The sequence below is a fragment of the Pseudomonas sp. ATCC PTA-122608 genome (assembly GCF_001952855.1).
GTDB lineage: Bacteria > Pseudomonadota > Gammaproteobacteria > Pseudomonadales > Pseudomonadaceae > Aquipseudomonas.
In genome coordinates, this window is sequence record NZ_LPNO01000013.1 from 360128 (window position 1) to 378386 (window position 18259).

General features: G+C 61.7%; 13 protein-coding genes, 4 tRNA genes and 1 pseudogene. 7 read left to right on the plus strand and 11 right to left on the minus strand.

All coding sequences use genetic code 11. From position 1 onward, the window contains the following. Nucleotides 1–53: 53 nt before the first annotated feature. Nucleotides 54–1928, plus strand: coding sequence for an MFS transporter (locus tag AU074_RS14440; protein ID WP_076015278.1), 1875 nt, complete (start codon nucleotides 54–56; stop codon nucleotides 1926–1928). A 102-nt stretch (nucleotides 1929–2030) separates the two neighbouring features. Here the strand turns inward: AU074_RS14440 and sugE are convergent, their stop codons facing one another. Together sugE and AU074_RS14450 are read right to left on the minus strand one after the other, a co-directional pair. Next, complete coding sequence (sugE, locus tag AU074_RS14445) at nucleotides 2031–2345, minus strand: quaternary ammonium compound efflux SMR transporter SugE (protein WP_003190128.1); 315 nt, start codon at nucleotides 2343–2345, stop codon at nucleotides 2031–2033. A gap of 105 nt (nucleotides 2346–2450) precedes the next feature. Then, on the minus strand, nucleotides 2451–3416 hold the full coding sequence (locus tag AU074_RS14450; RefSeq protein ID WP_076015279.1) for a bile acid:sodium symporter family protein: 966 nt from the start codon (nucleotides 3414–3416) through the stop codon (nucleotides 2451–2453). A 60-nt stretch (nucleotides 3417–3476) separates the two neighbouring features. On the opposite strand from AU074_RS14450, the pseudogene AU074_RS34865 reads away from it, so the two are divergent. Further along, nucleotides 3477–3557, plus strand: a pseudogene (locus tag AU074_RS34865) (outer membrane lipoprotein carrier protein LolA); the annotation flags it as partial. 13 nt (nucleotides 3558–3570) lie between these two features. On the opposite strand, the gene rdgC reads toward AU074_RS34865, so the two are convergent. Next, a complete protein-coding gene (gene rdgC / locus AU074_RS14455; RefSeq protein WP_076015280.1) occupies nucleotides 3571–4491 on the minus strand; it encodes a recombination-associated protein RdgC in 921 nt (306 codons plus the stop codon). Between the two features lie 161 nt (nucleotides 4492–4652). Here rdgC and AU074_RS14460 point away from each other — a divergent pair. After that, a tRNA-Val gene (locus AU074_RS14460) sits at nucleotides 4653–4728 on the plus strand. 19 nt (nucleotides 4729–4747) lie between these two features. Further along, a tRNA-Asp gene (locus tag AU074_RS14465) sits at nucleotides 4748–4824 on the plus strand. Nucleotides 4825–4972: 148 nt separating this feature from the next. On the opposite strand, the gene AU074_RS14470 is transcribed toward AU074_RS14465, so the two are convergent. The 3 genes from AU074_RS14470 to AU074_RS14480 form a co-directional block, all read right to left on the minus strand. Beyond that, nucleotides 4973–7396, minus strand: coding sequence for a TonB-dependent siderophore receptor (locus tag AU074_RS14470; RefSeq protein WP_076015281.1), 2424 nt, complete (start codon nucleotides 7394–7396; stop codon nucleotides 4973–4975). Nucleotides 7397–7473: 77 nt separating this feature from the next. Continuing rightward, nucleotides 7474–8454, minus strand: coding sequence for a FecR family protein (locus AU074_RS14475; protein WP_076015282.1), 981 nt, complete (start codon nucleotides 8452–8454; stop codon nucleotides 7474–7476). Between the two features lie 7 nt (nucleotides 8455–8461). After that, nucleotides 8462–8980, minus strand: a complete 519-nt coding sequence (locus AU074_RS14480; RefSeq protein ID WP_076015283.1) for a sigma-70 family RNA polymerase sigma factor — start codon at nucleotides 8978–8980, stop codon at nucleotides 8462–8464. A 201-nt stretch (nucleotides 8981–9181) separates the two neighbouring features. On the opposite strand from AU074_RS14480, the gene AU074_RS14485 reads away from it, so the two are divergent. Together AU074_RS14485 and AU074_RS14490 are read left to right on the plus strand one after the other, a co-directional pair. Beyond that, a tRNA-Val gene (locus AU074_RS14485) sits at nucleotides 9182–9257 on the plus strand. A 19-nt stretch (nucleotides 9258–9276) separates the two neighbouring features. After that, nucleotides 9277–9353 (plus strand) — tRNA-Asp (locus AU074_RS14490). 84 nt (nucleotides 9354–9437) lie between these two features. Here the strand turns inward: AU074_RS14490 and AU074_RS14495 are convergent. Further along, nucleotides 9438–10208 carry an APH(3')-II family aminoglycoside O-phosphotransferase gene (locus AU074_RS14495; RefSeq protein ID WP_076015284.1) on the minus strand — a complete coding sequence of 257 codons (771 nt, stop codon included), beginning with the start codon at nucleotides 10206–10208 and terminating at the stop codon, nucleotides 9438–9440. Beyond that, nucleotides 10183–11721 (minus strand): MFS transporter, encoded by a 1539-nt coding sequence (locus AU074_RS14500; protein ID WP_076015285.1) that lies wholly within the window; start codon nucleotides 11719–11721, stop codon nucleotides 10183–10185. The genes AU074_RS14495 and AU074_RS14500 overlap by 26 nt, the downstream gene beginning before the upstream one ends. A gap of 105 nt (nucleotides 11722–11826) precedes the next feature. Between AU074_RS14500 and AU074_RS14505 the strand changes: the two genes are divergently transcribed. Beyond that, nucleotides 11827–12750, plus strand: coding sequence for a LysR family transcriptional regulator (locus AU074_RS14505; protein WP_076015286.1), 924 nt, complete (start codon nucleotides 11827–11829; stop codon nucleotides 12748–12750). Here the strand turns inward: AU074_RS14505 and AU074_RS14510 are convergent. From AU074_RS14510 to kdpB, 3 genes are all read right to left on the minus strand, one after another. Continuing rightward, nucleotides 12710–13402: a response regulator gene (locus AU074_RS14510; RefSeq protein WP_003219430.1), complete on the minus strand. Its 693-nt coding sequence runs from the start codon at nucleotides 13400–13402 to the stop codon at nucleotides 12710–12712. The two genes, AU074_RS14505 and AU074_RS14510, sit on opposite strands and share 41 nt — an antisense overlap. Next, a complete protein-coding gene (locus AU074_RS14515; protein WP_076015287.1) occupies nucleotides 13399–16050 on the minus strand; it encodes a sensor histidine kinase KdpD in 2652 nt (883 codons plus the stop codon). Before AU074_RS14515 ends, AU074_RS14510 begins: the two co-directional genes overlap by 4 nt. 130 nt (nucleotides 16051–16180) lie before the next feature. After that, complete coding sequence (gene kdpB / locus AU074_RS14520; protein WP_076015288.1) at nucleotides 16181–18253, minus strand: potassium-transporting ATPase subunit KdpB; 2073 nt, start codon at nucleotides 18251–18253, stop codon at nucleotides 16181–16183. Nucleotides 18254–18259 lie beyond the last annotated feature (6 nt).

Sequence of the window (18259 nt, forward strand, 5' to 3'; positions counted from 1 at the left end):
TCGTGGCCTGGAAAAACCAATAACAGTCTTCAGGCCACGCAGGAACACGGACGATGAGCCACCCCTCGCAATTCACATTGCTGCGCAAACGGCGTTTTCTGCCGTTCTTCATTACCCAGTCTCTTGGGGCGTTCAACGACAATATCTTCAAGCAGTCGTTGATCCTGGCGATTCTCTACAAGCTGACCATCGAGGGCGACCGCTCGATCTGGGTCAACCTCTGCGCCTTGCTGTTTATCCTGCCGTTCTTCCTGTTCTCGGCCCTGGCCGGGCAATTTGGCGAGAAGTTCAACAAGGACGCGCTGATCCGGGTGATCAAGATCGGCGAGATCGTGATCATGTCCGTCGGCGCGGTGGGCTTCATGTTCAACCACCTGGAACTGATGCTGCTGGCGTTGTTTGCCATGGGCACCCACTCGGCCCTGTTCGGGCCGGTGAAGTACTCGATCATGCCCCAGGCCCTGCACGAAGATGAGTTGGTGGGCGGCAACGGCCTGGTGGAGATGGGCACGTTCCTCGCGATTCTGGCCGGCACTATCGGCGCCGGGATCATGATGTCTTCCACCCATTACGCGCCGGTAGTCTCCACCGCCATCGTCGGCATCGCGGTGCTGGGTTACCTGGCCAGCCGCAGCATTCCCCGCGCGGCGGCTTCCAGCCCCGAGATGCGCCTGAACTGGAACATCTTCAGCCAGTCCTGGGCCACCCTCAAGCTGGGCCTGGGGCAGACGCCGGCGGTGTCGCGCTCGATTGTCGGCAACTCGTGGTTCTGGTTTGTCGGCGCGATCTACCTGACGCAAATCCCGGCCTACGCGAAGGAGTGGATGTACGGCGACGAAACCGTGGTCACGCTGATCCTCACGGTGTTTTCGGTGGGCATCGCCCTGGGTTCGATGCTGTGCGAGAAGCTCTCCGGGCGCAAAGTCGAGATCGGCCTGGTGCCGTTCGGCTCGTTCGGTTTGACCGTGTTCGGCCTGCTGCTGTGGTGGCATTCCGGCGGCTTCCCGCAGAACGTCCAGGCGAATGACTGGATCGCCGTACTGAGTTACGGCCAGGCATGGTGGGTGTTGTTCGATATCCTCGGCCTCGGCGTATTCGGCGGCTTCTATATCGTGCCGCTGTACGCACTGATCCAGTCGCGCACCGCCGAGAACGAACGGGCGCGGGTGATCGCGGCCAACAACATTCTCAATGCGTTGTTCATGGTGGTCTCGGCGATTGTGTCGATCGTCTTGCTGAGCATGGCCAAGCTGACGATTCCCGAGTTGTTCCTGGTGGTGTCGCTGCTGAACATCGCAGTCAACACCTACATCTTCAAGATCGTGCCCGAATTCACCATGCGTTTCATGATCTGGCTGCTCGGCCATTCCATGTACCGGGTCGAGCATAAGAACCTTGAACTGATCCCGGACGAGGGCGCGGCATTGCTGGTGTGCAATCACGTGTCATTTGTCGACGCGCTGTTGATTGCCGGTTCGGTGCGTCGGCCGATTCGCTTTGTCATGTACTACAAGATCTACCGTCTGCCGGTGCTGAACTTCATCTTCCGTACCGCCGGAGCGATTCCGATTGCCGGGCGGCATGAGGACATCCAGATCTACGAAAAGGCGTTCCAGCGGATTGCTCACTATCTGAAAGACGGTGAACTGGTGTGCATCTTTCCGGAAGGCAAGCTGACCTCCGATGGCGAGATGAACGAATTCCGAAGCGGCGTGACGCGGATTCTTGGAGAGACGCCGGTGCCGGTGATTCCGATGGCGTTGCAGGGGTTGTGGGGGAGTTTCTTCAGTCGTGACCCGAACAAGGGCTTCTTTCACCGGATCTGGTCGCGGGTGACCTTGGTGGCCGGTGCGCCGGTGACGGTGGAGGCGGCGACGCCTGAGGCGTTGCATGGGTTGGTGGGGGAATTGCGCGGCGGTGTCAGGTAGTTTTTTGGTGTGTTTGAGGGCCTCTTCGCGAGCAAGCCCGCTCCCACATTTGGAACGCATTCCAAATGTGGGAGCGGGCTTGCTCGCGAAGGCGGTAGTGGCCTAAGCGCTGATCTTGAGCCCAATGAGCCCACAGATAATCAACGCCACACTGGCCAGGCGAAACAACGCCATGGATTCCCCGAACAGGATAATCCCGGCAATCACCGTGCCCACCGCACCGACTCCGGTCCAGATGGCATAGGCGGTACCCAGTGGCAGTTCCTTCATGGCCAGCCCCAGTAGCCCGAGGCTGACGGCCATGGCGGCAATCGTCAGGGCCGTGGGCAGTGGCTTGCTGAAACCGTCGGTGTACTTCAGTCCGACGGCCCAGCCGACTTCAAACAGTCCGGCAAAAAACAGAATGATCCAGGACATGATGACCTCCCTTCTTAGGTGGGGTCGTCCCCGGATTAATCGCTTGATTGCGTCGCGAGGTCGTCCCCGCGAAGCCCGGTAGAGTGCCGAATATTGATCAGGTGATCAAGTTTCGGACTTGCTCGCCAACAGTTCGCGATCTTCCTTTTCGCTCATCCGCCGGAAGTACGTCGCCAACAACGCTCCGGAAATATTGTGCCAGACGCTGAACAGCGCGCTGGGCACCGCAGCCAGCGGCGAAAAATGCGCACTCGCCAACGCGGCGCCCAGGCCGGAGTTCTGCATGCCCACTTCCAGCGACAGGGATTTGCGTTGCGCCAGCGGCAGGCCGAACACGCGGCCGGTGAAGTAACCCAGCAGGAAACCAAAGGTGTTATGCAGGATCACAACCGCCATGATCAGCAGGCCCGACTCGGCTATCTTCGCCTGGCTGGCCGCCACCACGGCGGCGACGATCGCCACGATGCTGACCACCGACACCAGCGGCAATACCTCCACCGCGTGACGTACCCGGGCGCCCAGCAACCGCTGCGCCACCACACCGAGCACGATCGGCAGCAGCACCACTTGCAGGATCGACCAGAACAACTCCATGAACGACACCGGCAACCAGGCCGAGGCCAGCAGCCAGATCAGCGCGGGCGTCAGCAGCGGGGCGAGGAGGGTAGTGACGGCGGCGATGGCCACCGACAGCGCCAGGTCGCCCCGGGCCAGCCAGGTCATGACGTTGGAGGACGTGCCGCTGGGGCAGCAGCCGACGAGGATCACGCCGACGGCAATTTCCGGCGGCAGGTGAAAGACCTGGCACAGCAGCCAGGCCACGCCGGGCATGATCACGAAATGCGCGACCACACCCAATGCCACGCGCCACGGGTGGCGCGCGACTTCAGCGAAATCTTCAAGTTTGAGGGTCAGCCCCATGCCGAACATCACCAGGCCCAACAGCGGCACGATGGCGCCTTTCAGGCCGATAAACCAGGCGGGTTGCAGGAACGCAACCACGGCAAAAATCAGCACCCAGTAGGCGAAGGTATTGCCGACGAAACGGCTCAAGGCGGCGAGTGCGCGCATGGGGGAGTCCTTTTTTATTAGAGAGGTGCGGATACCTCTGTAGGAGCGAGCTTGCTCGCGATGGACGTTAACGATGACGCGGGCATTCTGGATGACCGCGGCGCTCTCAGGTCCTTCGCGAGCAAGCTCGCTCCTACAGTGAAGCGGTGAGGCTTTAGATGCCTTGTGGGGTCTCTTCGCCACCCAGTGCTTCCACCAACGCCGGCAGGAAGTCGCCGAACGTCAGCATCATCAGGGTAAAGCTGGCGTCCTGTTGGCCCAGTGCTTCGTCGCCGCCGTCCTGTTCAGCCTGATCCTGCAGCAGGTCTTCGAACTTCAGGCGCTTGACGGTCATCTTGTCGTCCAGCAGGAAGGACAGCTTGTCCTGCCAGGCCAGGGACAATTGGGTCACGACTTTGCCGGTGGTCAGGTGCAGCTGGATCTCTTCGCCGGTCAGGTCCTGGCGTTTGCAGCGCACGATGCCGCCGTCTTCGTGGGTGTCGCGCAGTTCGCATTCGTCGAGGACGAAGAAGTCATCGGCCGGCTTCTGGGTGGTGACCCAGTCGGTCATGATCGCGGTTGGCGCGGTTTTCACGGTCAGCGGACGTACCGGCAGGGTGCCGATCACTTCACGCAGGGTGGACAGCAGGTCTTCGGCGCGTTTCGGGCTGGCGGAGTTCACCAGGATCAGGCCCTGTTTCGGCGCGATGGCGGCAAAGGTCGACGAGCGACGGATAAACGCCCGCGGCAGGAAGGCCTGGATGATTTCATCCTTGATCTGGTCGCGTTCCTTTTTGTAGACCTTGCGCATTTGCTCGGCTTCGATCTCTTCGACCTTTTCCTTCACCGCATCACGCACCACGCTACCCGGCAGGATACGTTCTTCCTTGCGCGCAGCGATCAGCAGGAAATCACCGCTGACGTGCACCAGTGGCGCGTCTTCGCCTTTACCGAAAGGGGCGACGAAACCGTAAGTGGTCAACTCCTGGCTTGCACAAGGGCGCGCCAGTTTGGTGGCCAGTGCAGTTTCCAACGCCTCGGCATCAACAGGCAGATCTTGGGTCAGGCGATAGATAAGCAGGTTTTTGAACCACATGGGGTGAGTCTCTCCTTATATACAAAGGGGGGCATTATTCTCCTCATGGCGCCATAGGCCAACCCTCGCTAAGCCATTGGAAGGCCTGAAAAAAATTATTTAAGAAAGTGCTTGCCAGACCATGGGTCGCTCCGTAGAATGCGCGCCACACCGAAAGTGAAGGGTGATTAGCTCAGCTGGGAGAGCGTCTGCCTTACAAGCAGAATGTCGGCGGTTCGATCCCGTCATCACCCACCATTCGCTTCCAGTGTTACGCGCAGCGGTAGTTCAGTCGGTTAGAATACCGGCCTGTCACGCCGGGGGTCGCGGGTTCGAGTCCCGTCCGCTGCGCCATATTCGGTCACCTGGAACGCTGAACGCCAGGTACCACAGGAAGCCCGCTCATTGAGCGGGCTTTTTGCTGTCTGGGGTTTGCAAAAAACCGCCGGTCTAAAAAACGCCCCCGATCATGTGCAGTGATCGGGGGCGTTTTTTATTGGGTTTAGAAATCCCAGCGGGTGGTGACCATAAAGTTGCGCGGCTCACCATAAGCGGCGGAGTTATAGAAACCGATGTTGGTGTAGTAGGACTTGTCGAAGATGTTGTTGACGTTCAGCGTCGCCGACACGTTCTTGGTGATCTGGTAGCGGGTCATCAGGTCCACCAGCCAGTATGCCTCCTGGGAGAATTCTTCATAACCGCCATGGGGGTTGTTGTAGATGTCCTGCCAACCCACGCTTTGCCAGCGCACGCCACCGCCGACGGTCAGCTTGTCCAGGTCCCCTTTGAGCTTATAAGTGGTGTACAGCTTGATCTGGTCTTCAGGCTCGAACGTGGAAATCTTCAGGTCCTGGTCGTCACGCACCACCTTGTGCGTGTAGCCGGCCTGAATCTGCCAGCCCGGGCTCAACTCGCCGGACACTTCAAGCTCGTAGCCCTTGGTCACGGCCTTCGTGCCTTTATAGGCATAGTTCTGCGGCGTAGGTTTCAGGTTGTTGTAGTCGTCGTCGGAAACGGCGCGGTTGTTTTCATGGATCTCGAAGTACGCCGCGCTGGCGTTCAGGCGTCCGTCGAAGAAATCAGCCTTCATGCCCAGCTCGTAGTTTTGGCCTTCGTCCGGCTCAAGCAACTGGTTTTGCCGGTCGCGGTTGTAGTTCTCCTGGGGCATGAAGATATCGGTGTAGCTGGCGTAGACCGAGTAGGTGTCATTCAGGTCGTACACCACGCCGACATAGGGTACGAAGCGTCCGGTCTCGCGGTAGGACGGGTTATTGCCGGTCAGGTGGTAATTGACCACGCGGCCACCGAGCAGCAGCTTCAGGTCATCGGCCAGGTTCAGGCGCGTGGTCATATAGGCGCCGGTCTGGCGAATGGTGTCGTCGATATATTGCTGCGGCGCGCCCCAATCGGGTTGGGTGGCGTGGCCGTGCCAGTTATTGACGTCCACCATGTTGGGGGTGAGGTTCCAGTAACCCTTGCCGTTCCAGTCCGAAATGCCGATGGAGCCGCCCACCACCAGCTCATGCTCGCGGCCGCCCAAGCTGAACGGGCCGCTGGCATACAGGTCGGCGGAGTCGCTGACAGTCTCCCCGGTGTATTTGCCCGAAGTGATATGTGCGGTGCCATCTGCCCGTGGCTCATCGCCCTGGATCGAGCCCATCAGCGCGTGGTAGCCGTTGATCTTGTGATCCAGTTGCAACTTGGTGACCCAGCCATTACCCAAGTCATGCTCGAGCATGGCGAAGGCGGTGCGGGTGTATTGCTCCCAACTGCTCCAATTGGCCGCGTTGTTAAACGAGCGCTTTACGCTATTGCGATCGCCATTGGCGTTGATCAGCGGGAAGCTGCCGGACCAGCTTGAGGCGGTGGGCAGGCTGTCCTGATAATCGCCGCCCACGGTCAGCATCGTGTCTGGGGACAGGTCGAACTCCATGATGCCGTAGTACACCGGGCTTTTGCGCGAGTAACGGTCCATGAACGAGCGCTTGTCCTGATACGCCGCGACGGCCCGGCCACGCACGTTGCCGCTTTCGGTCATCGGGCCGCTGACGTCCAGTTCGCTGCGATAGTTGTCCCAAGAGCCCGCGCCGAGGCTGGCATGACCCTGGAAGTCAGCCGTGGGTTTCTTGCGCACCAGATTGATCGTGGCGCCCAGCGAGCCGGCACCGGTGAGCAGACCCGTGGCGCCTTTAAGCACTTCGACCCGATCATAGATCGCCATGTCGCTCAGGGTATTACCCGCTGAATAGGCGACGTTGCGCGCGGTGGAAGGAATGCCATCGTACTGGAAGTTGTTGATGGAGAAACCGCGGGCGTAGTAGTTGGTGCGGTCGGTGTCGAAGGCCGACACGGTGATGCCCGGGGTGTGGCGCATCACGTCGTCGACGTTATTCAGACCGAAGTCATCCATGTGTTTGCGGGTGACGACGGTCACCGATTGCGGGGTTTCCTTGGGAGTCAGCACCAGCCGCGTCGCCGTCGCGATGCTGCCGGGAGTGTAGGAATCAGTGCCTTCGGTAACGTTGCCCAACTGGTTGGCGCTTACCTGCGTCGGGCCCAGTTCCATGGCATCGGTAGCCGCGGGGTTAGCTTCCAGCGCGTACACCTGATCACTTTTGATCACGCGATAGCCGCTGCCCTGTAACAGCCTGTCGAACCCTGCGTCCACGCTATAAGTGCCTTTCAACCCCGGCCCATTCAGCCCCTGCAGATTCTGGGACTGGAACACAATGGCTACGCCCGCTTGCTGGGCGAACTGGTTGAGTGTGGCGCCCAGCGGCCCTGCAGGTATGTCGTAGGCTTGGGCCGCAACGTTTACCGTGTCGGCCTGTGCCACGTGGATATTCAGCAGCGTCGTCGCGAGCAGTGTTAGGGTCAGCGGCGCGCTACTCAGCAGGCGTCTGCGAGGCTTGGAAGGGAAGGGCATGGTGAGGGCAGTCCTTTAGTCATCGATATACCTTCCTTGACGGGCAACCCGAAAAAAAGCGGAAGCAATGCGAATAATTATTTTTTGCTCTCGGTATCCGGGCTGACAATTATCAGCCATGGGGTAAAGGTTTTCAGCTTGATCGGCAGGGTTTGAGCCAGCATCTGCAAGGTGCGGTCGGTGTCATCCAGGGGAAGTACGGCCGAGACCTTGAGATTCGCCAGTGCGGCTCGATCAAACCGCAAGTGGCCCGAACGGTGACGGGCGATCTCATCCAGCACTTCCGGCAACGGCCGGTTGTCCACCACCAGTTGATGGCGGCGCCAGGCCCCATTGATGCTCGCCGTATCGATGCTGCCGGAGAGGCGCACGGCATCTTTGCTGAGCCGCGCCTGCGAGCCTGCGTCCACTTCCAGCGTCTGCTGGCCATTCGCGCTTTGGGCGGCAACGCGGGATTCGAGCATGCTCAGCACAGTGACGTCATCTTCGCGCCTGACCACAAACCGTGTGCCCAACGCACGCAGGGTGCCCTGGGCGGTCTGCACCACAAACGGACGGTCGCCGTCGTGGGCCACTTCCACCAGGATCTCGCCTTGCAGCAGTTCAATGCGCCGCTGCCGGCTGTCGAAATACAGGTTCGCCGCACTGATGCCGTTCAAGGTCAGCGTGGAACCGTCTGCCAGGCGCAGGGTTTTCCATTCGCCGGGGCCGTTGTGCACATCGGCCATCCACTGTTGAGGATAAGGGCTGTAGAGCAGCGCCGCGGCGGGAAGGGCCAGGCTGCAGGCCAATACCAACGCGCGGACGTAATTTTTGCGGGCTTTCCCCTGCCGAGGAAAGGCCGCGCTCAAGGCCGCCCGGGCCGGTGCTTTTCGCCCACGCAGGGCCTGCACTCGCGCAATCACGTCTTCCATGCGCGCCGCTGAAGCCGCGTGCTGCGGGCTTTGCTGCTTCCAGCGCTCGAACGCCTGCCGCTGGGCCTCGGTCAATTCGCCTTCGTGCAGACGAATCATCCATTCGGCGGCTTGTTCGTCGATCTGTTGGCGGGAGTCGGGCATGTGCGGCTCAGATGTCCACGCTGTGGCTGCAATGCAGCAGGGCCAGGATCAAATACTTGCGTACCGTACGTTCCGACAATTTCAAGTGGCGGGCGATTTGCTGCTGGGTGAGGTCTTCGAGGTAATACAGCACAAACGCCTGACGCACATTGTCGTGCATGCCTTCAAGAATGAAGGCGATGTGCTCAAGGGCCTCCAGGGTGGTGTGGATCTGTTCCGGCGACTGAAAACCCTCCAGGGTTTCCACCGTCAGCATCAGTTCCTGAAGGTAGGCGTGCTCAATCTGCTTGCGCCGGGCCTGGTCGATGATCAGCCGCCTGGCGGTGGTACTCAAATAGGCGCGGGGCTCGCGGATGCCGGTCACCGACTCCCGTGCGTGCAGAATCCGTGCAAAGGTGTCCTGCGCCACGTCGGCGGCGTTGTGGGTACAGCCCAGTTTTCGGCGCAACCAAGTGAACAGCCAGCCGTGATGCTCGCTGTACAGCTCGGTAATCTCCCGTTGGAACGGCGGTTCACCCACAGACATAAGGCGCGGCTCAGGTGTTATTGAGAATAATTGTTAATTGTGGGGCCAAGGCTTGTGCAAACGCAATAGACTCGCGTTTGCGCGCAAAACGCCGGTTTTGCGGGGTTTGCAGGGTCGAAGGCAAAATATTTTGAATAAATTGCATTTAAATCATGACATTACGAAAAATTGCTATAGAATGCGCCCCACACCGAAAGTGAAGGGTGATTAGCTCAGCTGGGAGAGCGTCTGCCTTACAAGCAGAATGTCGGCGGTTCGATCCCGTCATCACCCACCATTCGCTTCCAGTGTTACGCGCAGCGGTAGTTCAGTCGGTTAGAATACCGGCCTGTCACGCCGGGGGTCGCGGGTTCGAGTCCCGTCCGCTGCGCCATATTCGGTCACCTGGAACGCTGAACGCCAGGTACCACGAGAAGCCCGCTCATTGAGCGGGCTTTTTGCTGTCTGGGGTTTGGGTTTAGAAAAACTCGTCCAGCAAGCAGTAGAGCGCGATGCGCTGCTCATCGGGTTCGACGCCGTACTGCTCGAAGAACGGCGCCACCCAGGCCGCTCCGAGATTGCGTTCGATGCTACGAGCGGCCAGCGCAAGGTCCTGATAACGGTCACTGATGCCCAGGCGGCCGCAATCGATGAAACCACTGAAGTGATCGCCCTCAGCCATGAAGTTTGGCAGGCAGGCATCGCCGTGGGTCACCACCAGGTCATGGGCGGCGGGGCGCGTCGACAGCAGTTCGGCGAATACATCCGTGGCGGTTCGGCCCAGGCGTTCATCGTCGAAGTCGGTCTCGTCAACCAGCCCTGCGTTCACGCGATTACCGGCGGCCGCAATACGGTGTTCCAGTGAGTGGTCGAACGGGCACTGTGCAATCGACACCTGGTGCAGGCTGCGCAGTGCGCTCGCCACCAGGCGGATGACCTGCGGCGCAGATAGGTCGCTGGCGCTGGCCAGATCCTGCCCCGGGACGGCGCTCATCAGCAGCCAGTGGCGATGGTTTTCCGTGAGCACATCCAGCACGGCAGGCCCAGGCAAGTTCGATTGCTGGAGCCAGCGCAGCCGCTTGATCTCGTCGGGCAATTCGGCGAGTGGGCCGATGGGCTCGGATTTCAGGAACAGGTCCTCACCGTTGCCGCAGCGCAGGCGGAAGACGTCGGCTCCCGACTCGCCGATGGTCTGTGGTTCGATGAGTGCGTTGGGGAATTGGTCACGCCATTTTTTTGGAATAGTCATGCGCGCATTCTTCCATTTTCTTCGTATTGCTTCCATCCAGCGCATCCTGGCGCCGTAAAAACACCAAGACCACCAAGGCCGTGACCAGCGTGAAACCGGCCAGTAGTTGGAGCAATGTGTTGAACCCGGCCGTGTAGGCCGCGCGCAATTGCGCCAGCGGAATCGTCGTGCCGGCCTGCAGGACATCGCCCATCACCAGCGCTTGGGCAATCACCGAAACATCCGCCGCTGCGCTCCCGCGCAAGTGGTGCGCAACCAATGCGCCCAATACCGCCATCGTGATCGCCAGCGCCACGCCTTCACTGGCCACGCGGGTGGTATTGAAAATCCCGGCCGCCATTCCCGCGCGCTCCTTGGGTACCACGCTGATCGCCAAGCCATCCATCAAGCCCCACGGCAGCCCGGTGCCGATCCCGATGACCAGCATCGCAGCGACAGTCTGCCCAGGCTGGTCGGCCAGGCTTAATCCCCACAGGCCCGCCGCTGCGATCAGCAAGCCAATGGCACACAACACGCCTGCCGAGAGCCAGCGCGTCAGCGCTGCGGCGATCATCGGCACCATCAGCATCGGTGCCGACAACGCGAGCATCATCAAACCCGCGTCCAGCGCGCTGGCGCCTTCCACGCCGATAAACCGCAGGGGTAGCAACACGATCAGCACGATGTAGCAGTAACAGGTGCCGATCGGCAGGAGCTGCACGCCAATAAAACGCGGGAAGCGAAACAAACGCAGATCCAGCATCGGTTGGTTGGAGCGATTTTCGACGAGGATAAACACCAGCAAAAACACTGCCGCCGCTATCAGCAGAGATTCAACCAGCAGCGATGACCAGCCGTGCTCCGGGGCAAGGATCACCGCCGTGGTCAGGGCCACCAGCATCGCGGAAAACGTCAGTACGCCTGATGTGTCCAGCCGCAGCGCTTGCGGGTCGCGGCTTTCGCGCATTTTGGGCGCGGCAAACAGCAGCGAAATACCGGCCAATAGCGCGGTGCCGAGAAAAATCGAGCGCCAGCCCCAGTGCTCGATCAGCACCCCCGACAGCAATGGCCCAAACGCCAAGCCTGCACCAAACGTAGTGCCCAGCAAACTGAAGGCGCGGGTACGTGCATGGCCGTCAAACTCCTGTGCCAGCGCCGCACAGCCACTGGCCAGTGCCGTGGCTGCCGCGACGCCCTGCACACCACGCAACACATCCAGCCAGAAAATTCCCGGTGCCACTGCCAGCAACAAGGAGACCACGGTAAACAGCGCCATGCCCCACAAAAAAAGACGCTTTCTCCCATACAGGTCGGCGAGGGTGCCGGCGGCCATCAACAGGCTGCCGAAACTCAGCATGAACGCGTTGGTGATCCACGCCAGTTGGCTGGGCTGGGCGGCAAATGCCTGGCCGATAAAAGGCGTGGCGACGGCGCCACCGGTAAAGCTCATGGGCAATACCAGGGCAGCCAGGCAAATTGCGGCCAGGATGGAGTATCGGCCATGGGCGGGCAACGATTCGGTTGTAGTGTTCATAGGGATATTCCCGCGATTCTGAAGGTTAAAAGACTCTAATCAGGATGCAATCACGGATAAACGGGCTTACATTCCGTTCATAACGGACGTTATGGATGCAATGACATGACCGATAACCTGAGCGGCGTGATCGCCTTCGTCAAAACGGCAGAGGCCCTGAGCTTCACCGGTGCGGCCCGGGCAATGGGGATTTCCGCGTCGGCGGTGGGCAAGAATGTCGCCAAGCTTGAGGCGTCACTTAATGTTCGGCTGTTGCACCGCAGCACGCGCAAGGTCAGCCTCACCGCCGAAGGCCTGCTGTTCTACGAACGGTGTCGGAAAATTCTCGATGATTTGCAAGACGCCCGCGCCATGCTTTCCCATGCGATGCAGGCGCCCCGGGGCAAGCTGCGGGTCAGCCTGCCCACCATCGGCTATCGCTTCCTCTTTCCCCACATGATGGCGTTCCGCAAAGCCTACCCGGAGATCGAGCTGGAGCTGGATTTCAACGACCACCTGGTGGACGTGATCGAAGAGGGCTTCGACGTGGTCATCCGCAGCGGCGGCCTGGCAGACTCGACCCTGATGGCCCGCAAACTGGGACCGTTCAGGTTTGTGCTGTGTGCATCACCCGATTACCTTCGGGCCAACGGTCGGCCGGAGTCCTTGAGCGATTTGGAGCATCATCCGTGTTTGCGTTACCGCTTCGCCACCACTGGAAAAATCATGGACTGGACCTTATCCGCCAACCCGGCCATTACCCAGTTGCGCCTGCCCACCGCCCTGACCTTGAACAACATGGAAGCCATGCTCCGGGCCGCGATGGACGGCCATGGGATTGCCTACGTGCCAGACTTCCTGGCCCGCGAAGCACTCGCCCAGGGCCAGCTTGAAATCGTGCTCGACGGCGATTCCGACGATCAGGGGCAGTTCTGGGCGCTGTGGCCGTCCAGCCGGCATCTCTCGCCGAAGATCCGCGTGTTTGTCGACTTCGCCGCCGCGCACCTGTTCACAAGCCCACCAGTCGGTAGCCCACCTGCAACTCGGTAATGAAGTACTGCGGCTGGGCTGGGTCGGCCTCCAGCTTCTGCCGCAGATGCGCCATATGCACCCGCAGATAGTGGGCGCGGTCCACGTAATCCAGGCCCCACACTTCGAGCAATAACTGCCGATGGGTGAGCACCCGGCTCTGCCCGCGAATCATCGCGCACAGCAGGCGGTATTCAATGGGCGTCAGGTGCACCGGCAGGCCTTGGCGCCACACTTCATGGGTCGCCAGGTCCACTTCGATATCACCAAACGCCACCTTGCTGGTGGCTGCCACGGTGCCGGTTTGCCCGTGCCGACGCAGTTGCGCACGGATGCGCGCGAGCAACTCGGGCACGCCGAAGGGCTTGGTCAGGTAGTCATCGGCACCGGCGTCCAGTGCGGCGACTTTTTCCTCTTCGCGATCCCGCGCCGACAACACCAGGATCGGTACCGCCAGCCAACCCCGCAGCTCGCTGATCAACTGTTTGCCGTCGCCGTCCGGCAGGCCGAGGTCGACGATTACCAGGTCTGGCTGGCGGCTGGAGGCGTGGATCAACGCGCGCTTGACGCTGTCGGCCTCGAACACCTGGAAGCCCTCATCCTGCAGGGCAATGCCGACAAAACGGCGGATATTGGCCTCGTCTTCAACAATCAGAATGCGTGCAGTGCTCATAGGGCGTCCATTGGGGGCGGGGTGCCCGCCGGTAAAGTGATGACGAAATGCATGCCGCACTCGCGGCCGGGTTTGGCTTCGATGCGCCCGCCGTGGGCTTCGACGATGCGTTTGGCCAGGGCCAGCCCCAGGCCGATCCCGGCGACCGAGGATTCCTGTTGGCCACGGGCAAACGGTTCGAACAGATTGGCCGGCGCGCTGCCCGTGCCAGTGTCGCTGACTTCCAGCAGGATGCTGTCCGAAACGGCGCGGGCGGCCACGGTAATGACTGTGCCCGGCGGGGTGTACTTGGCGGCGTTATCCAGCAGGTTGACCAACACCCGTTCGATCAATAGCGCGTCGACTTCCACCAGCGGCAATTGCGGGTCCAGCGTTGTGTGCAGCACATGCCGGGCCAGTGGTTCGCGCAACTGGCGCAGGGCGCTGCCGACGATTTCCTCCAGCAAATGCCATTGCCGGTTGAGCCGCACGCCGCGCTCTTGCATGCGGGCCATGTCCAGCAGGTTTTCGATCAGGCGTTGCATTGAGGTCGCCTGCTCATGAATACCGTGCAGCAACTCGGTCAGCGGGCCCGGCGGTGCATGGGGCAGGGCGGTGTCGGCGGCGCCGATCAGTGTGGTCAGGGGCGTGCGCAAGTCGTGGGAAATCGCCGCGAGCAAGGTGTTGCGCATCTTCTCGCCTTCCATCTGCACCAACGTGCTTTGCGCCACTTCGACAAAGTGCACGCGCTCCAGGGCAATCGCCAGTTGGCTCATGCAGGCTTCCAGCAGGCGGCGTTCTTCGGGCTCGTTGAGGCGTTCGCTTTGCGCCAGTTCCAGCACCAGCACGCCGCGCACGCGCATCGGCGCCTTGAGCGGCAGGTAGCAACCCTTGGCGGCGGACAAGGTGTCGGTGCCCTGGCCGGCGGATTGGCCGTGATCGTAGGTCCATTGAGCGATGCTGTCGTCGATCGGCAACCCGCCCGCCCCCACGCTGTGCACACCATCGGCGGCGTCCGGCAAGGCCAGGCCGACCCGTGCTTCGAACACGCCGCTGAAGGTGCGCAGCGCCACTTCGCTGATCTGCTCCACGGTCAACGCCGCCGACAGGTCCCGGGCCAGGCGTGCCAGTGAGGTTGCGCGGCGTTCTCGAGCGGCGGCGGTGCGCGCTTCGTGGCGCAGGCGCGCGGTGAGTTGCCCGGTGATCAGCGCGATGCCGAGCATCAGCGCGAAAGTGAAAAAATACTGGGTGTCGTTGACGGTAAATGAGTAGCGCGGCTGGACGAAAAAGAAGTCGAAACACAGCACCGCCAGCATCGCCGCCCACACGCCGGGGCCGCGTCCAAAACGCAGGGCCACCAGCACCACCGTGAGCAGGAACAGCATCACCACGTTGGCCAGCTCGAACACTTGCAGCAGCAGCGAGGCGATGGCGCTGGCGGTGAAGCAGGCGAGGGTGGCCCAGAGGTAGGCCAGGGTTCTGCCGGGCGCTGGCGTGGGTTTTTCAATGGCTGGTGCAGTGCCCGGCAACACGCCGTGGGCAATCACGATCTGGTCGATCTGCGGATGGTGCCGGCTGATCCGGTCGCCCACCGACTGGTGCCAGAACCGCCATGTCCGGCGCGGATGATGGCCGAGCACAAGGCGATTGGCGTTGTGTTCCCGGGCGCAGGCGGCCAGCGCTTCGGCGACGTCCATGCCCGGCAATGTTGCAGTGTCGGCGCCAAACTCGCTGGCCAGGGCCAGGGTTTTCATCGCTGTGAGGTAGCGCTTGGCGCCGCGCCCCTGGGCGGAGGCGACGTGCACCACGATCCAGTCCGCCTCGAGCTTTTGCGCCAGACGTGCGGCTTCGCGCACCAGGCGCTCATCACCGGCGTCACCGGCCACGCCTACCAGCAACCGCTCGCGGGCGGGCCACAGGGTCTTGATCGACTGTTCGCGACGGTACATGCGCATCTGCGTGTCGACCCGGTCGGCGGTGCGGCGCAGGGCCAGTTCCCGCAGGGCCAACAGGTTGCCCTTGCGAAAAAAATGCCGCGACGCGCGCTCGGCTTGGGGGCCCAGGTACACCTTGCCGTCCTTCAAGCGTTGCAGCAGATCATCCGGCGGCAGGTCCACGACGACCACTTCGTGGGCGTTGTCGAACACATGGTCCGGTACGGTTTCCCGCACGCGAATGCCGATGATCCCGCTGACCAGATCGTTAAGGCTTTCCAGGTGCTGGACGTTGAGGGTGGTCCACACATCGATGCCGGCGCTGAGCAGTTCTTCCACGTCTTGCCAGCGTTTCGGGTGGCGTGAGCCGGGCACGTTGCTGTGGGCCAGTTCATCCACCAGCACCACGGCGGGATGGCGTTGCAGGGCGGCGTCGAGGTCGAATTCGGTGAGGGCAAAGTCGCGGTGCACACGGTGGGCGCGGGGCAGTTGTTCGAGGCCGTTGAGCAGCTCGGCGGTTTCCTGGCGGCCGTGGGTTTCCACCACGCCGGCGAGTACGTCGCGGCCCAGGCTGACTTCCCGTTGCGCCGCATCGAGCATGGCGCAGGTCTTGCCCACCCCGGCGTTGGAGCCGAAGTAGATACGCAATTTGCCGCGCAAGGCGGCCTGTTCTTCCTGCTGGACCCGGGCGAGGAGGGCGTCGGGGTCGGGGCGTTTTTCGTTTAATGCGGGCATGTCATTCCTCAAGTGGACTGTAGGAGCGAGCTTGCTCGCGAAAAACCGGAGAGCGCCGTTGGGTGTCAGGTTTCCCGCGTTATCGTTGACGCCCTTCGCGAGCAAGCTCGCTCCTACAGTGGATCGGGTGCTACACGAGACCTAACGCGGTCAGCACCATGTCAATCAGCTTGATCCCGGCAAACGGCACCAGCACCCCGCCCAGGCCATAGATCAGCAGGTTGCGATTGAGCAACGCCGCCGCGCCAATCGCCCGGTAGGTCACGCCGCGCAGTGCCAACGGAATCAGCGCCACGATGATCAACGCGTTGAAAATCACCGCGCTGAGAATCGCCGAGTTGGGGCTGGTCAGGTGCATCACGTTCAGCGCGCCGAGCTGCGGATAGGTCGCGACAAACGCTGCCGGGATGATCGCGAAGTACTTCGCCACGTCATTCGCTACGCTGAAGGTGGTCAGTGCGCCACGGGTCATCAGCATCTGCTTGCCCACCTCGACCACTTCGATCAGCTTGGTCGGGTTGCTGTCGAGGTCGACCATGTTGCCGGCTTCTTTCGCCGCCTGGGTGCCGCTGTTCATCGCCACTGCCACGTCGGCCTGGGCCAGTGCCGGGGCGTCGTTGGTGCCGTCGCCGGTCATGGCCACGAGCTTGCCCTGGGCCTGGTAGTCGCGGATCAGTTGCAGCTTGTCTTCCGGGCGCGCCTCGGCGAGGAAGTCATCCACGCCGGCTTCCACCGCAATCGCGGCGGCGGTCAGGCGGTTGTCGCCGGTGATCATCACGGTCTTGATGCCCATGCGCCGCAGTTCGGCGAAGCGCTCCTTGATGCCGCCCTTGACCACGTCCTTTAGCTCTACCACGCCGAGTGCTTTTGAACCGTCGGACACCACCAGCGGGGTGCTGCCGCGTCGCGACACTTCGTCGACCTTGGCCTGCAACGCTGCCGGAAAACTCCCGCCCAACGCTTCGATATGACTGCGGATGGCATCCGCCGCACCCTTGCGAATACCGCGGCCTTCGGGCAGGTCGACGCCGCTCATGCGAGTCTGCGCGGTGAAGTGCACAAAGCTTGCGCCGAGGGCATTGATGTCCCGCGCACGGATGTCGAACTTCTGCTTGGCCAGCACCACAATGCTGCGGCCTTCCGGGGTTTCATCGGCCAGGGACGCCAGTTGTGCAGCGTCGGCCAGGTCGGCTTCCTTGATGCCCGGCGCCGGCAGAAAACTGCTGGCCTGGCGATTGCCCAGGGTGATGGTGCCGGTCTTGTCCAGCAGCAATACATCGATGTCGCCCGCCGCCTCTACCGCACGGCCAGAAGTGGCGATCACATTGGCCGACATCATGCGGCTCATGCCCGCCACGCCGATGGCCGAGAGCAGGCCACCGATGGTGGTGGGGATCAGGCACACCAGCAACGCCACCAGCACCGTAGCGCTGACCACGCTGCCGCTGCCGCTCATGGCCACGGCGAAGATCGAGTACGGGCTCAGCGTCGCGATCACCAGGAGGAACAACAGCGTCAGGCCCACCAGCAAAATTGTCAGGGCGACTTCGTTGGGCGTTTTCTGACGCTTGGCGGATTCGACCATCGAGATCATGCGGTCGAGGAACGACTCACCCGGGTTGACGCTGATGCGCACCACCAGCCAGTCCGACAACACCCGCGTGCCGCCGGTGACGGAGGAAAAGTCGCCGCCGGCTTCACGTATCACCGGTGCCGATTCGCCGGTGATTGCGCTTTCGTCCACCGAGGCCACGCCTTCGATCACTACGCCATCGAGCGGCACCAGGTCGCCGGCTTCGATCAACACCACTTGGTCTTTGCGCAACAGCGTGGCTTCGGTCGGCAGCCACGCCGCGCCGTGCTTCGGTTGCTGCAGCAGCTTGGCCAGGGTCTGGCGTTTCATACCCCGCAGGCTGGCGGCCTGGGCGCGGCTGCGACCCTCGGCCAGGGCCTCGGCGAAGTTGGCGAACAGCACGGTGAACCACAGCCACAAGCTGATGCTCAGGATAAACCCGCTGGGGGCTTCACCCTGGCCGCTGAGGGACTGGAACCACAGCAGCGTGGTGAGGAGGCTGCCCAGGTACACCACGAACATCACCGGGTTTTTCCACTGCGCCTGGGGCAGCAGTTTCTTGAACGCATCCCCGCAAGCGGTGAGCACGATGGCGCGATCAAACAGAGGTAAACGAGCATTCTTGATCATGGGGGA